The sequence below is a fragment of the bacterium genome, from assembly GCA_023382385.1.
Classification (GTDB): Bacteria; Electryoneota; RPQS01; order RPQS01; family RPQS01; genus JABWCQ01.
The window spans coordinates 339,776-352,609 of sequence record JAHDVH010000001.1 but is presented as its reverse complement, the minus strand read 5'-3'; the positions used below and the strand labels follow the sequence as shown (position 1 = coordinate 352,609).

Annotated in this window: 14 protein-coding genes, 1 tRNA gene and 1 riboswitch; all 15 genes read left to right on the top strand. The window is 51.2% G+C overall.

Annotation, left to right across the window (positions count from 1 at the left end; translation table 11 throughout):
- The first annotated feature begins 5 nt into the window (after nucleotides 1-5).
- The 15 genes from KJZ99_01585 to scpB all read left to right on the top strand — a co-directional run bounded on the left by KJZ99_01585 (nucleotide 6) and on the right by scpB (nucleotide 12,833).
- Nucleotides 6-82: transfer RNA gene (locus KJZ99_01585), tRNA-Val, on the top strand.
- Nucleotides 82-579, top strand: a complete 498-nt coding sequence (rfaE2, locus tag KJZ99_01580; GenBank protein MCL4304586.1) for a D-glycero-beta-D-manno-heptose 1-phosphate adenylyltransferase — start codon at nucleotides 82-84, stop codon at nucleotides 577-579. The genes KJZ99_01585 and rfaE2 overlap by 1 nt, the downstream gene beginning before the upstream one ends.
- 3 nt (nucleotides 580-582) lie before the next feature.
- The gene (gene ffh / locus KJZ99_01575) at nucleotides 583-1,902 is read left to right on the top strand and encodes a signal recognition particle protein (protein ID MCL4304585.1); all 1,320 of its coding nucleotides are present in this window, start codon (nucleotides 583-585) and stop codon (nucleotides 1,900-1,902) included.
- A 36-nt stretch (nucleotides 1,903-1,938) separates the two neighbouring features.
- Nucleotides 1,939-2,457, top strand: a complete 519-nt coding sequence (rpsP, locus tag KJZ99_01570) for a 30S ribosomal protein S16 (protein ID MCL4304584.1) — start codon at nucleotides 1,939-1,941, stop codon at nucleotides 2,455-2,457.
- Nucleotides 2,458-2,517: 60 nt separating this feature from the next.
- Nucleotides 2,518-2,820: a KH domain-containing protein gene (locus KJZ99_01565; protein ID MCL4304583.1), complete on the top strand. Its 303-nt coding sequence runs from the start codon at nucleotides 2,518-2,520 to the stop codon at nucleotides 2,818-2,820.
- The gene (gene rimM / locus KJZ99_01560) at nucleotides 2,807-3,376 is read left to right on the top strand and encodes a 16S rRNA processing protein RimM (protein MCL4304582.1); all 570 of its coding nucleotides are present in this window, start codon (nucleotides 2,807-2,809) and stop codon (nucleotides 3,374-3,376) included. The genes KJZ99_01565 and rimM overlap by 14 nt, the downstream gene beginning before the upstream one ends.
- A complete protein-coding gene (gene trmD / locus KJZ99_01555) occupies nucleotides 3,366-4,073 on the top strand; it encodes a tRNA (guanosine(37)-N1)-methyltransferase TrmD (GenBank protein ID MCL4304581.1) in 708 nt (235 codons plus the stop codon). Before rimM ends, trmD begins: the two co-directional genes overlap by 11 nt.
- Nucleotides 4,074-4,090: 17 nt before the next feature.
- Nucleotides 4,091-4,465: a 50S ribosomal protein L19 gene (rplS, locus tag KJZ99_01550; GenBank protein ID MCL4304580.1), complete on the top strand. Its 375-nt coding sequence runs from the start codon at nucleotides 4,091-4,093 to the stop codon at nucleotides 4,463-4,465.
- Nucleotides 4,466-4,476: 11 nt separating this feature from the next.
- Nucleotides 4,477-4,610: riboswitch (cobalamin riboswitch) on the top strand.
- 52 nt (nucleotides 4,611-4,662) lie between these two features.
- On the top strand, nucleotides 4,663-5,220 hold the full coding sequence (locus KJZ99_01545) for a hypothetical protein (protein ID MCL4304579.1): 558 nt from the start codon (nucleotides 4,663-4,665) through the stop codon (nucleotides 5,218-5,220).
- 110 nt (nucleotides 5,221-5,330) lie between these two features.
- Complete coding sequence (locus KJZ99_01540) at nucleotides 5,331-7,007, top strand: hypothetical protein (GenBank protein MCL4304578.1); 1,677 nt, start codon at nucleotides 5,331-5,333, stop codon at nucleotides 7,005-7,007.
- On the top strand, nucleotides 6,989-8,911 hold the full coding sequence (locus KJZ99_01535; GenBank protein MCL4304577.1) for a TonB-dependent receptor plug domain-containing protein: 1,923 nt from the start codon (nucleotides 6,989-6,991) through the stop codon (nucleotides 8,909-8,911). Before KJZ99_01540 ends, KJZ99_01535 begins: the two co-directional genes overlap by 19 nt.
- Nucleotides 8,912-8,915: 4 nt before the next feature.
- Nucleotides 8,916-10,187 carry a T9SS type A sorting domain-containing protein gene (locus tag KJZ99_01530; protein ID MCL4304576.1) on the top strand — a complete coding sequence of 424 codons (1,272 nt, stop codon included), beginning with the start codon at nucleotides 8,916-8,918 and terminating at the stop codon, nucleotides 10,185-10,187.
- A gap of 113 nt (nucleotides 10,188-10,300) precedes the next feature.
- On the top strand, nucleotides 10,301-11,296 hold the full coding sequence (trpS, locus tag KJZ99_01525) for a tryptophan--tRNA ligase (GenBank protein ID MCL4304575.1): 996 nt from the start codon (nucleotides 10,301-10,303) through the stop codon (nucleotides 11,294-11,296).
- Nucleotides 11,293-12,033, top strand: a complete 741-nt coding sequence (locus KJZ99_01520) for a segregation/condensation protein A (protein MCL4304574.1) — start codon at nucleotides 11,293-11,295, stop codon at nucleotides 12,031-12,033. Before trpS ends, KJZ99_01520 begins: the two co-directional genes overlap by 4 nt.
- Nucleotides 12,033-12,833 carry an SMC-Scp complex subunit ScpB gene (scpB, locus tag KJZ99_01515; GenBank protein ID MCL4304573.1) on the top strand — a complete coding sequence of 267 codons (801 nt, stop codon included), beginning with the start codon at nucleotides 12,033-12,035 and terminating at the stop codon, nucleotides 12,831-12,833. Before KJZ99_01520 ends, scpB begins: the two co-directional genes overlap by 1 nt.
- The last annotated feature ends 1 nt before the right edge of the window (nucleotide 12,834 follow it).

The window sequence follows — 12,834 nt, the reverse complement described above, 5'->3', positions numbered from 1 at the left end:
GTATCGGGCGACTAGCTCAGCTGGTTAGAGCGCTGGTCTCACATACCAGAGGTCATAGGTTCAAGTCCTATGTCGCCCACCATGCATAACTCTGCTAACTTCCTGCCCGGCTTGTTGGACCGCAAGGACGCAGTTTCGCGTTGCTACCTCGAACGACTACGCGGAAGCAAGCTGGTATTTACGAATGGCGTCTTTGACATTCTACATCGCGGGCATGTGGAGTATCTGTACGAGGCAAGATCTCTTGGCGATCTCCTTCTCGTAGGTTTGAATAGCGATTCTTCTGCCAGCCGATTGAAGGGCAGCGGTCGTCCATTGAATAATGAATTCGACCGTGCCTCAGTGTTGTTGGCCCTGCGATGTGTTGATCTTGTCGTATTGTTCGAGGAAGATACCCCTGAGGACCTGATTAAGGCATTGGAACCGTCCATCCTCGTCAAGGGCGGTGACTACGAAATCTCGCAGATTGCTGGTGCCGATTTCGTAAAGTCTCGTGGAGGTGAAGTCTTGACAATTCCATTTCGTAGCGGTTATTCCACTACATCCTTGATTTCAAGATTCGCAAAGCGCGATAAATAACTCATGTTTGATGATCTGACTTCCAAGCTTGACCGCGTGTTTCGGAATCTACGCGGAGTTGGCAAGATATCGGAGTCGAACATCCGTGAGGCGACAGCGGATGTGCGACGTGCGCTGCTTGAAGCCGACGTAAACCTTCAAGTTGCCCGCGACTTTTTGGCGAAAGTGGAAGAGAAGGCGCTCGGACAGGAAGTAATGAAATCGCTGCAGCCGGCGCAGCTTTTTGTTAAGATCGTTCATGATGAGTTAGTCTCACTTCTTGGTGAGAAAGAGGCACGTCTTAGCTCTGCGAAGAAGCCGCCGACCGTTATTATGGTGGTTGGGCTACAGGGCTCAGGAAAGACGACTTTCTGTGCGAAACTGGCTCGTCACTTTAAAGCTAAGGGTCGGAGACCGTTGCTGATTGCAGCTGACCTTCAGCGTCCAGCAGCTCAAGATCAATTGCAGGTTCTTGGTGAATCCATCGGTGTCAGCGTTTATCGCGGAGAGACAAAGAACCCGGTGGAAGTTTGCGAGGCCGGGCTACGACATGCTCGCAAAATCAGCTTAGATCCAGTTATCCTGGATACTGCCGGCAGACTTCACGTTGACGATGAACTGATGACTGAACTGGATCGTGTGCGAAAGGCTACTGATCCTGTAGAAATCCTGTTTGTGGCCGATGGTATGACCGGACAGGATGCAGTTAATTCGGCTAAGTCGTTCTTCGATCGCTTGCACTTTTCTGGCGTCGTTCTGACAAAGATGGATGGTGATACGAGAGGTGGCGCGGCGCTCTCAATTCGTGCCGTTACCGATGTACCGATCAAGTTTATGTCCGTTGGTGAGAAACTTGATCAACTTGAACCATTTCATCCCGATCGTGTTGCTGGTCGAATTCTGGGACGTGGCGACATCGTTACGCTTGTGGAGCGCGCGCAGGCGACGATTGACGAGGAAAAGGCTGCAGAACTTGAAGCCAAGCTGCGCAAAGCGGATTTTAATCTGCAGGACTTTCTCGATCAGCTGAAACAGTTAAAGAAGATGGGCTCCCTGACTGACCTGCTCGGGATGATTCCAGGGATGGGCGCTCGAATGAAGAATATGCAAGTTGACGAGCGAGCTCTGAAGCACACAGAGGCGCTGATTCTTTCCATGACGCCATTTGAGCGCGAGAGGCCGCAGGTTTTGAATGCAAGTCGTCGTAAGCGCATTGCTTCAGGAGCGGGGCTGTCAGTTCAGCATGTAAACCGGATGATCCAGCAGTATGAGCAGATGGTCACGATGATGAAACAGTTGCGCAAGGCTGGGCCAGGACAGGTACGTCGCGTGTTGGGTCGCTAAGAGAATTCAGATAATCTATAATATAGGAAAACTAAGTTGGCAGTTCGCATTCGTTTAGCCCGCGCGGGACGCAAGAAGATCCCCTGCTTTCGTATTGTGGTCATGGACAGCCGCAAACGCCGCGACGGTGCTTATCTTGATCAGCTCGGTGTGTATTATCCCTCGCAGCAGCCGGCGAAGCTGGAACTGTCTTCGCAAAAGGCGCTGGAATGGCTGCGCAAGGGTGCACAACCGAGCGATACTGTCCGCAGTCTGCTATCACGCGAGGGTGTCCTAATCCAATTTGATCTGCTGAAGCGCGGTGCGGCTGCAGATCAGGCAGCGGCTGAAGGTGAGCGCGTTCGAAACGCTGCTCGCTTGCGTGCAACACAGAAAATCGAAACGGCAGCTGACCGCCGCAAAGCAAAGGCTGCAGAGGCAGCCGCGGCAGCTGAGGCGGCCGCCGCAGAAGCGGCAAGGGCCGAGGCTGCGAAAGCTGCACAAGCTGCCAAGGCCGCAGCTGATGCAGCGGTAGCCGCCGCAGGAGAATCAGGCGAAACAGCAGAGCAGGCTTAAACATCTGTCCTAAATATATCGCCTTCTGATCACTCACACATCTTGGCGAAAAGGAAAGTGATGGAAGACTTCATCAGCTTTATCGTCAAACACTTGGTTGAGAAACCCGAGTCTGTTCGCATTGAGAAGGTGACCGAAGATACTGGTCGCATTCTGTACAAGCTGTACGTTGGACAAGGTGATCTCGGTCAGGTAATTGGAAAAGAAGGGCGGACCGCAAGATCGTTGCGTACACTTGTGTTCGCTGCCGCAGCACGCAAAGGAATTCGTGCTGGTTTCGAGATTGTGGATCCTGCGATGCCTTCGAAGGGTGCGGAGCCCCCACATTTGGATATTGTAGGCAGCTCAGGTGAACACGCCTGAGCCGCGCAGTTCAAATGATCTGGTTCTGATAGGGGCCGTTGTTGCCGCGCACGGCTTGCAGGGAGCGGTGCGAGTCGAACCGTTGACAGACTTTCCAGAGAGATTTCGGACTCTCAAAGAATGTATGCTTCGAATGTCTGACGGGACGGTACTCGAGATTAGGATAAAGCGCTGTAAGCTTGCGACGAACGGTGTCCTTTTGAATTTTGACGGGATCCGGACCCGTAATCAGGCAGAATCGCTTCGTGGCGCCACAATCGAGATATCGCTGAATGACCGCCTCAAGCTGCCTGAAGATCTATTTTATATCAGCGACATGATCGGTTGTATAGCGGTAGATGAATCAGGACAAGAAGTTGGCAAATTGTCCGATGTTTTGCGAGGCGCCCAAGATATCCTGACAATACAGACTCCTGTGGGAGATGTCATGGTGCCGTTCGTGGATGCGTGGGTGGGTGACGTCGACCTTGAACATCGCAGAATCGTAGTCCGTCGCTTTTCAGAACTGCTGTCCAGCGAGGAAATTCCACCAGCGGTTGGCGAGCGTGATCATTGACATCATAACTGCCTTTCCCGAGCTAATCAGTGCTCCGCTGAATCAGTCGATCATGCAACGTGCATTGTTGTCCGGGGAAGTTGAAATCTGGTTGCATCAGCTTCGGCATTACACGACCGACCGCCACGGAAAGGTCGACGATGTTCCATATGGAGGTGGCGCTGGAATGATCATGATGGCACAGCCCGTATTTGCCTGTCTTGATGCATTGTTCACTTATCGCGCACCTCTTCAGAATCCTCAGCGGATTTTCATGTCTCCGCAAGGGAAGCGGCTCACGCAATCAGTCGTCGACACGCTCGTCAGGTCGACGTGGCTGATTGTCCTTTGTGGGCATTATAAGGACGTTGATGCCCGTGTTTTCGAACGGGACTCATGGGAAGAAATATCGGTTGGGGATTTTGTCGTCAGCGGTGGAGAGACGCCTGCTGCATTGTTAGTCGATTCGATTGTGAGAAGGTTGCCGGGAGTTATTGGCAATCAAGCGTCGGCAGATGGCGACAGTTTCGCAGATGGAGATTTGGACTGTCCTTACTTCACAAGACCGGAAGTTATTGAAGGACTGAGTGTGCCGGAAGTTCTGCTTTCCGGTCATCACGAGAAGATCGCGGAATGGAGAGTAACAGAACGGTCTTTGCGCACACGTGAGCGACGTCCGGACCTGCTGCGAACCGATACCTTGAAAAACAAGCATTAGCATAGATAGAGGCAGAAATGAACCGCATCGCAAATTGGACGATGGATGATCTTCGACAAGATATTCCCAGCTTTGTGCCTGGGGATACCTTGATTGTGAGCGTCCGCGTCATTGAAGGCGACAAGGAACGTATTCAAGCGTTTCAAGGAGTTTGTATTGGCCGGCATGGCGGCGGCCTTGATGAAACTTTCACGGTACGCAAGCTCTCCATGGGGATTGGCGTCGAGCGTGTATTCCCCTTGCATTCGCCGCGAATAGCCAAGATTGAGGTCTTGCGCCGAGGTCGTGTGCGGCGCGCAAAGCTTCACTACCTGCGTGGTTTGACCGGTAAGAAGTCCCGTATCCGCGAGAAGGCGCGCGAACTTGTTTCGACCGAAAAGGTCAGCGAGTAGTACGCTCTCGCTTCAGGAATTAGGCTGCAGGTGTCCGCAAACTGCGGAAGAATAGGGAAGACGGTGTGAACCCGTCGCTGTCCCGCAACTGTGATAGAGTGACTTACTCTTAGCCAGGAGACCTGCCTGCGGCTTTCACCAACCTTCGGAGACAAGGAAACTGGTGGAGGCTCTTCGCAATTTGCGAGGAGAATCGAATGAGTGATACTGGCGGTTTTTCGAGTCCGCCGTTGATGTTGACTCGAGCCTCGGCTCTGGTGGCAGTCGGTCTTGCGTTAGGATATCTTTTGGCCCCTGTTCCCAATGTGGAGCTTGTGACCGCGACATGTTTTTGCGCGGGTTACCTGCTCGGACTGGGCGCGGGGGTTTTGTGTAGTGTTCTGATCGAAACTCTGTTTGCAGGCTTTCACCCCATGGGCAGTTCTTTTGGCTTGACGCTGGTAGCGCAAGTCACTGGAATGGCGGGCGCGGGTGCCGTTGGAGCCTTGGCACGAAAAGTGGCATTTGCTGGCTCAATTACATATCGAGCAATCGTCGTCACTGTACTTGGGGTTGTAGCAACGATTTGGTTCGATACTCTTACTAACCTGGCCTTCCCAGTGGCGGCCGGGTTTTCTATTGACCAGACTCTTGTTACCTTAGGCTTAGCCGCACCTTTTGCATTGATTCATTTGGTGTCAAACGCGCTCGTGTTTCTCTTGATTGTTGTGCCTCTGCTGCCCAAGATGGTAAAACTAATTGAGCAACCGCTTTAATGAGATTCTTACGCATATTCGTTTTGTTTGTCGTTTCCGTGCCTTTGTATTCACAGGTCATGACTATGGATGCATGGCGTTCGTATGCGTACGAAGATATGAGTGACTGGATGCGAAGACTTCCAGGTATGTTTCCGATGGACTACGGTGTCGCTGGGGCGCCCGTAGTATTCAGACCGTGGGGATTCAATCCATGGTACATTGGAGTTGAACGAGATGGCATACCCTGGCATCGTTTCAGTGACGGTCTGTACGAGTCTAATCTGGATTCTCCTGAAGAATTGGAGTCTGTTGCATTCGCTGTTGATGGGCTGGATCCACTGGGCACATTGAAGCTCACAGGAAGGAGCATGCCTGCCGACTCTCCGCGAACTGAGTTACTAGTCAGGGAGGGCTACTATGGATTTGGAAGAGTTGATTTTGCGCATGCCCAGAGCTTCTCGCCACGATTCTCTGCTGAGGGGAGAGGGAGATTGTTCTGGTACAATGGCCTGCGCGAGGGGATCAGCAAGTCAAAGTCGTACAAACTCCGCGGGGAGTTGAACTATAGGCTGAATTCGAACTGGAACGCAACGATTGAGTACGGCGGATCTAACGCGGAAGCTCAGTCCCCGCAGGTGTTAAGGCCTGCTCCGAATCAGGTAGTCCGACCGAATATCTATTGCGAGCGTGAGCATGGGACTGTCAGAATGCGAGGCATTCGCGATGGCAGCAGTATTGAATTCGGTGCGCATTTGAGGCAAGACAGGGAGGAAAGAGACAAGTACTTCGGTTTGCGGGAACAATATTTCTATGGCTTCGTTGATGCATCCAAAGTTATGGGGTGTTCGGACGTTGGCCTCAGACTTGCCTTCGAACGCGCCAATTTCAGTTTTCCTGGAGAAAGTGCATTAGTAGAGGAGGATGTATCTCTACAAGGTCGTGGATCAATACAATCAGCAGTTGGAAGCCTTAAGGCGCGCATACTCTATCGCAAAAAGCTGAACAATCGTGCAAGTGACAAGCATGATAACAACCAGGATGATCTCTCGGCCGCAACGGAGATTCTTACGCCCCGATTCCTGAATTTCGCAATCTATGGTTTAGGCTTGTTAGGCAGGAAGTCTGTACCGACATACTGGCAGATCGCACAGTTTAGAATTGAAGAAAGAGGATTACTCGTAGACGACGGCTTTGCCAAGAGTGGATTTTTTGGTGGAGTGCTCCCGCAGTCCGAGGCAAATAGGGGCTACGAAACGGCTCTTGACTTTGCAGAAGCAGGGCTTGATTGGACGTCAAAAAGGGGAAGATTACGCTTGGGCTGGAGGTTTGCGACATCAAACGGCTACGGTTTTGTCCAGCGAAGCGATACACTATATTTGGACGGCCAAAGCCAAAGCAATCGGTTTGAAGGTCCGGCTGGTAGCTCCGAGATTCGAATCACTAAGCATGTAAGATTCCAATCACTTGGTGAGATAGTTGTCGATGCTGATGAGAAATCCCGCGCGCTTGACACGCGTTCTTTTTCGCGTCTTGTGTTCTCTCGCACGTTCTTCAAGTCGCAATTGCATATAGAATCATACGCTGCCTACGAGCACATCGGGCGGCGACGGGCGACTTCGGACTTGCGTAGCGAGGTGATCGGACCCGCACATCTCGTGCACTTCAGAATTGAAGGAACTATTGAAGGCGTGACTCTCATTTGGGGAGTAGAAAACCTGACTGGGCAACACTATGAGTACTTGCCTGGCTACATGATGATTCGGAAGGAAGAGTACTTTGGTCTTCGATGGACACTCGCTCTCTAAAGTATATTGCCCTTGGATTCTCACTGTTAGGATCTCTGTCGTCTGCCACGGAGTCAAACTCCCTGCACACTACATTGCCGGAGGTGATAATCTATGCCTCGGATAATGCAGTAATTCGCTCATATAAGAAGGAGGACATCGAGCAGAGCAGAGCGCGGAATGCTGCCGAGTTTCTGCAGCAGTTGCCAGGCGTGACATTGCGAGATGACGCTGCTTCCGGCGGAAAACAGTTCGCGAGAATTGGCGGCTCAAATGTTAATCAGGTTTTGGTCTTGCTTGATGGTGTTCGAATTGACGATATTGGAAGCGGTGAAACAGACTTGGCGCGCATTCCAGTCGACTGGATTGAGTCAATAGAGATTGTGAGAGGCGGCAGTGGTTTTGGAGCTGAAGCGATTGGAGGCGTAATCTCGATTCGGACTTCGACAGTGAAGCAGAAGTCCGCCGCGGTGCGGTTGGAGGGCACCGGTACCTTTGGTGAGTTGTCCGCGAGGCACGAGTGGATCGGGCAAAGCTTGAGAATAGTCACCGGAGTCTCACGCGCACAGGGCAATGGGCGCTATAGATTTCGTGTAACTGAGTATGATGGTAATGGTCCTTTCACGCAGAATCTTGGTCAGGAGTTCAGGCGTCAGAACAATGCAACCAGCAGAGACCGATTCTTTGGTAAAGTCGAGAACTTCGTGGGCAGAGTGAAACTGACATCGACCTTGTGGCTCGAGGAAGGTGAATTCGGCCTCCCGGGTTACTTAGCTCCGCGACCTACTCCGATGGCAAGTCAAGTGGAGTCCTATCGCTCCTTTCTCTTTGACTTAGAGCTTCCAACGCCTAAGGGCACAATCACCACGAAGCTCTCGCAACAGACACAAAGAAAGGAGTATTCCGACCCTGATCCATATAGTTTTCTCAAGACTTCACGTGAATATGCGAGAAGGTCAGCAATCTCTTCAAGCTGGGTAGGAATGTCAAGCGGGATCCAAGTTTGTGTAAGAGTCGAGGGCGAACGCGAGAGCCTGGAAAGCGGCATATTGGCAGACGACCAGGCTGATCGTCTGCGCTGGCGTGTTACGGGAGGTATTGGAAAGACAGTATCAATTCGAAAGAATCAAAGCTTTAGTGTAGATGCAGGCCTAAACGTGGAGCGATTCGGCGACTCTAAGTTGCAATCATTACCTTTTGGAGAAGTAGCATATGACTTTCGGACCATTGTCAATGCGTCGGTTGGACTTCGTGGTTCCATGTCATATCATGCCCCAAGTTTCTATTCGCTTTTCTGGAACGATGAACTCCTGGCGCAAGGTAATCCGGACCTTAGGGCGGAATCCTCTACACAGTTTCAGACTTTCGGCACCCTCTCGACAAATTCTCGATTCAAGTCAACTTTGGACGTAGTGCTGTCAGACAGCCATGTCCGCGATTTGATTTACTGGCGGCAGACTTTTGATGGTCGCTGGACGCCGCAAAACCTGAAGAGTGCAACACTTGCTTCTTTTGCAGTCTCAATCTCACAAGTAGTAGTCCCCAGAATTGTCAGCGTTGGTTCGTCAATGGAGTGGCTGGAGGCCAGAGATCGGAGTGGCGATCGGCTTACAGATGGGAAGTATCTAATATATCGCCCAGCAAGGACTTTTCGTGGGAATTTGACTGCGCAGTCTGGTGGTTTTCACGGAACAATTAGTACTTTCTGGTCTGATAAGCAAGCTGTTTTGGAGACAAATTCCAAATGGTTGCCGGAGTACACCTTAGTGAACACTGACGTCGCAAGGTGTTTTTCATTGGGAAGTACTGCGATTGAAGTTGGCGTGCGTTGTGAAAATGTCTTTGACGTAGACTATCGTGTTGTACGTCACGCTCCGATGCCGCTGAGGCAATTCTGGATGTATGTCAACCTTAAATGGATGTGAGACCATGATTCGCGCTTCAATGCTATTACTTGTGCTCCACCAGATGATAGCCTTTGCCCAAATCTTTTACGTTGTGAACGGTTTGGACGAGAGTCTGGGGTGGGTTAACTATCAAACTGGTCAGCATGTGGCGCAGGCGGTGACCTTGGGTAACATCCCTAATGATGTCGTGGTGTCTGAAGCAAGCGTGTTCGTCGTCAATTCTGGGTATGGTACCGTTCAGGAAATCGATCGGCGAACTTTACACACGTTGCGGGAAATCTCGGTGTCGGGCGCGGTCAACCCATGGGCAGCGGCTCTTCTGCCTAATGCGAGGCTTGCCGTCTCCGCAAGTGTAAGTGGGACACTCTCCGTGATCGATCTAACGAGCGGCTCTGTCGAGATCACTCTTCATTCGGGTGTTGGTACGCAGGCAATTGTGGTCTACGATGACACATTGTTCGTGCTGAATACGGGAGTAAATTTCCCTGAATTTGGACAGGGTGTCCTAAAACGCTATAGTGTGCAGAATCTCGCGTTAATTGACTCCGTAGTACTTGGAGTAAACCCGCAGGGGATGGTGAAGATTGGAAGTGAGTTGCATGTCGCCTGTACCGGTAATTATACAAATGTCGCAGGCAGCATTTACATAGTCAATTTAGCATCTATGAATGTAGAAACGGTGCTTGACGTGGGAGGCATGCCTGCTTCTCTTTCCGCACATGGTGAATACGTATATGTCGCGGCAGGTGGATGGGGTGATTCAGGGCAGGTCTTCAGATATAATGCAACCACGAGGCAAGTACAAAACGACGCGAGCAATCCGATTTTGTGCGGAGTCGGCGCTACAGACATTGAGGCGCTGCCCGGCGGACTTTTTGCAGTGACTTGTTTTGGTGAGGCCACGTTGGAAGTCCGGAGCGGTGGAGGAGAATTGATTGCCAGCTACCCTATGTCTGCAGGCCCTGGTGCCTTGACGATGTTGTGGGAGACGAGCAATCTGAGTCCGCCCGGCGCGCCGGTGCCGAAGGAATTTCGTGTTCTGACAGCCTTTCCAAACCCCTTTAATAGCGCAGTCACTTTTGCGACCGAGACAATAATTGCTGGCAGTGGAACTATTGACGTGTATGACGCATTGGGCAGGCACGTTGCCGAATTGGCAATTTCTGAAGGGCAAAGTTTTGTCCAATGGGTACCGGGGGTGGCTGGACGGGAAGAGGTTTCAGCCGGTGCCTATTTTGCACGGCTGCGCCAAGAAGGCAGCATTACTCCTATTCGAATTGTATATGTAAAATAAACAATATCTTACTCATCTATTTGATCAGCGAAGACGGGTTGCGATTCACTTCGGAAAATCGTATGTTTACAGATTGCCTGAAGTAGAATCACAACCCGCTTTTCTCAGCCAACTTGCAAAAGAAACGAATACTTTCCGGAATGCGCCCGACCGGCCGTCTGCATCTCGGCAACTATGTTGGTGCGCTTGAGAATTGGGTTCAATTGCAGGATAAGTTTCAGAATTTTCACCTCGTTGCGGATTGGCATACGTTAACTACCGACTACGAGCACACTCGCCAGATTCCTGAAAACATTCGTGAGATGGTCACAGACTGGCTTGCGGCCGGTATCGATCCCGAGAAAAGTCCGATTTTTGTCCAGTCAGCAGTGAAAGCGCACGCCGAGCTATATCTGCTGCTAAACATGATCATTTCAACCGGTCGCCTTGAACGTAACCCGACTTTGAAAGATCAGGTGCGTGACTTAAACCTCGAAGATGCAGTAACGGCCGGTCACTTAACGTATCCTGTACTGCAGGCAGCGGACATCATGATGTACAAGGGTGAAATCGTTCCAGTCGGGGAGGATCAACTCCCTCATATTGAGGTCACTCGCGAGTTAGCGCGAAGATTCAATAATCTATATTCACCCAAGTCGCCGATTTTTCCTGAACCTGACGGAATGCTGACAAACTTCCCTCGTTTGATTGGTTTAGACGGGCGGCGCATGTCAAAGACACTTGGAAATACGATTCTTCTTTCCGACTCTCCAGAAGAGATTCGCGGGAAATTGCGCAAAGCGGTAACTGATCCTCAAAAGGTACGCAAGAATGACCCTGGTCGCCCAGACGTTTGTTTAGTATTCGGCTATCACAAGAAATTCAATGCTTCTGAGGTTCAGGAGATTCGATCTGGTTGTGAAAGTGGCGCTTTGGGTTGTGTAGAGTGCAAGTCGCGCTGCGCGGATAGAATAGTTGAGCATCTTGCGCCAATTCATGAGCGAAGACGTGGTCTTGAGAAGAATCCACAGTATGTGAAGGATGTGATCGCTGAAGGCAACGCACTTGCAAACGCGGTGGCCGCACAAACTATGACTGAGGTTCATACGGCGATGGGGTTTGGCTCATGAGTATCTGGCAAGTCAAACTTCCGAGATTTGAGGGACCGCTCGACCTGTTGTTGTTTCTCGTCACGCGTAAGGAGTACGACATTCTTGACTTGCCTATGGCAGAGATTACTGCGTCGTACCTCGAAGCCTTGGACGAGATAGGCGTGGATAATCTTGAAGATGCTGGCGAGTATTTGCTGATGGCAGCCACTCTTTTGTCAATCAAGACCAGAATGCTGTTGCCGCATACGGAGACGAATGAGGAGCTGGACATCGATGATCCAAGGCGTGAGCTTGCGAATCGACTTCAAATATACGCCAGGATCAAGGAAGCAGCAGAAGACCTTGGTGAGCTTGAGCTAAATATGTTTGAACGGCGACCTCTGGCTCGTGAAGCAGTCCCCGTTGAGTCTCGTCCGGAAGGACTCGATCTGCTCATGCCACTATCAGTCTACGAATTGGCTCGAACTATGGAGGAAATTTTAGCGCGGAGGGAGATTCGAGTTTTTCACGATGTCAAATTGCTCGGAGTATCGGTTGAGGAGCGCATTCGCTGGGTCTTAGGGAATCTGCTAAGTGCTTCGCACTTCGGACTGATTGAGAAGCTGCGAGACGTGCCTGACCGAATTGTCTGGGTGACGACCTTTCTTGCTCTGCTTGACTTAGCCCGACACAACAGAGTAAGGCTCGAGCAAAACCAGCCCTTTGATGAGATATACGTGTTCAAACCAGAAGCAATTGATAGTCAGGCGGCGTGATGGTATCCTGGACTGAAGGCCAGTCGCTTCCCGAGAATGAGAGCGGGTCATCTCCTGATCACATGGAGTCTGAACTCGATGGTGAGGAGCAACAGGAAGCCGAAGATCATGAATTCAAGCGGAGGCGCTTGCTGAAGCAGACCGAGGCATTGTTGCTTGTGAGTACAGAACCCTTGACCGAGACCGCATTCATAAACGCTGTCGGAAAGCGGGCGAAGGGTAAACTTGGTGAAGTGATCGAGGCGCTGAATGAGGAATATGTCACTCATGACCGTGCGTTCGAAATCCTGCCGGTCGCTGGTGGTTTTATGCTTTTCACGCGCCCTGAGCATGGAGAGCTGCTACGTCGATTCTTGGCGGACAAAGCCCGTACGAGGCTGTCACGTGCGGCACTTGAGACACTGTCGGTCATAGCGTTTCGAGGCCCGGTCACACGAGTTGAAGTGGATGAAATTCGTGGTGTGGATTCTGGTGGAGTGCTGCGCAATCTGCTCGATCGAAGGTTGATACGGGTGAAAGGACGCGCGGAAGTCGTGGGCAGGCCGCTCTTGTATGAAATCACCGATGAATTTCTGAAGTATTTTGGGATTACCAACGTTTCGGACTTGCCGCGGCACGCTGAACTGACCCGCGAATTGGGCGAGCTTCGCGATGCAGATCAGACAGTTATGCAGTTAAGTCATGTCGTCGAAGGTGAGGACTCCGAAGACGATTCAGAAGTTTCGACTGTACATACTAAAGGGAACGGACATCAGCTTCTTTCCCCAAAAAACTTATCCGAAGACAAATTGGAAGATTAGT

Coding starts and splice junctions, on each gene's coding strand:
- rfaE2 (MCL4304586.1), top strand. CDS start 82: ATGCATAACTCTGCTAACTTCCTGCCCGGCTTGTTGGACCGCAAGGAC.
- ffh (MCL4304585.1), top strand. CDS start 583: ATGTTTGATGATCTGACTTCCAAGCTTGACCGCGTGTTTCGGAATCTA.
- KJZ99_01565 (MCL4304583.1), top strand. CDS start 2,518: ATGGAAGACTTCATCAGCTTTATCGTCAAACACTTGGTTGAGAAACCC.
- rplS (MCL4304580.1), top strand. CDS start 4,091: ATGAACCGCATCGCAAATTGGACGATGGATGATCTTCGACAAGATATT.
- KJZ99_01545 (MCL4304579.1), top strand. CDS start 4,663: ATGAGTGATACTGGCGGTTTTTCGAGTCCGCCGTTGATGTTGACTCGA.
- KJZ99_01540 (MCL4304578.1), top strand. CDS start 5,331: ATGCGAAGACTTCCAGGTATGTTTCCGATGGACTACGGTGTCGCTGGG.
- KJZ99_01535 (MCL4304577.1), top strand. CDS start 6,989: ATGGACACTCGCTCTCTAAAGTATATTGCCCTTGGATTCTCACTGTTA.
- KJZ99_01530 (MCL4304576.1), top strand. CDS start 8,916: ATGATTCGCGCTTCAATGCTATTACTTGTGCTCCACCAGATGATAGCC.
- KJZ99_01520 (MCL4304574.1), top strand. CDS start 11,293: ATGAGTATCTGGCAAGTCAAACTTCCGAGATTTGAGGGACCGCTCGAC.
- scpB (MCL4304573.1), top strand. CDS start 12,033: ATGGTATCCTGGACTGAAGGCCAGTCGCTTCCCGAGAATGAGAGCGGG.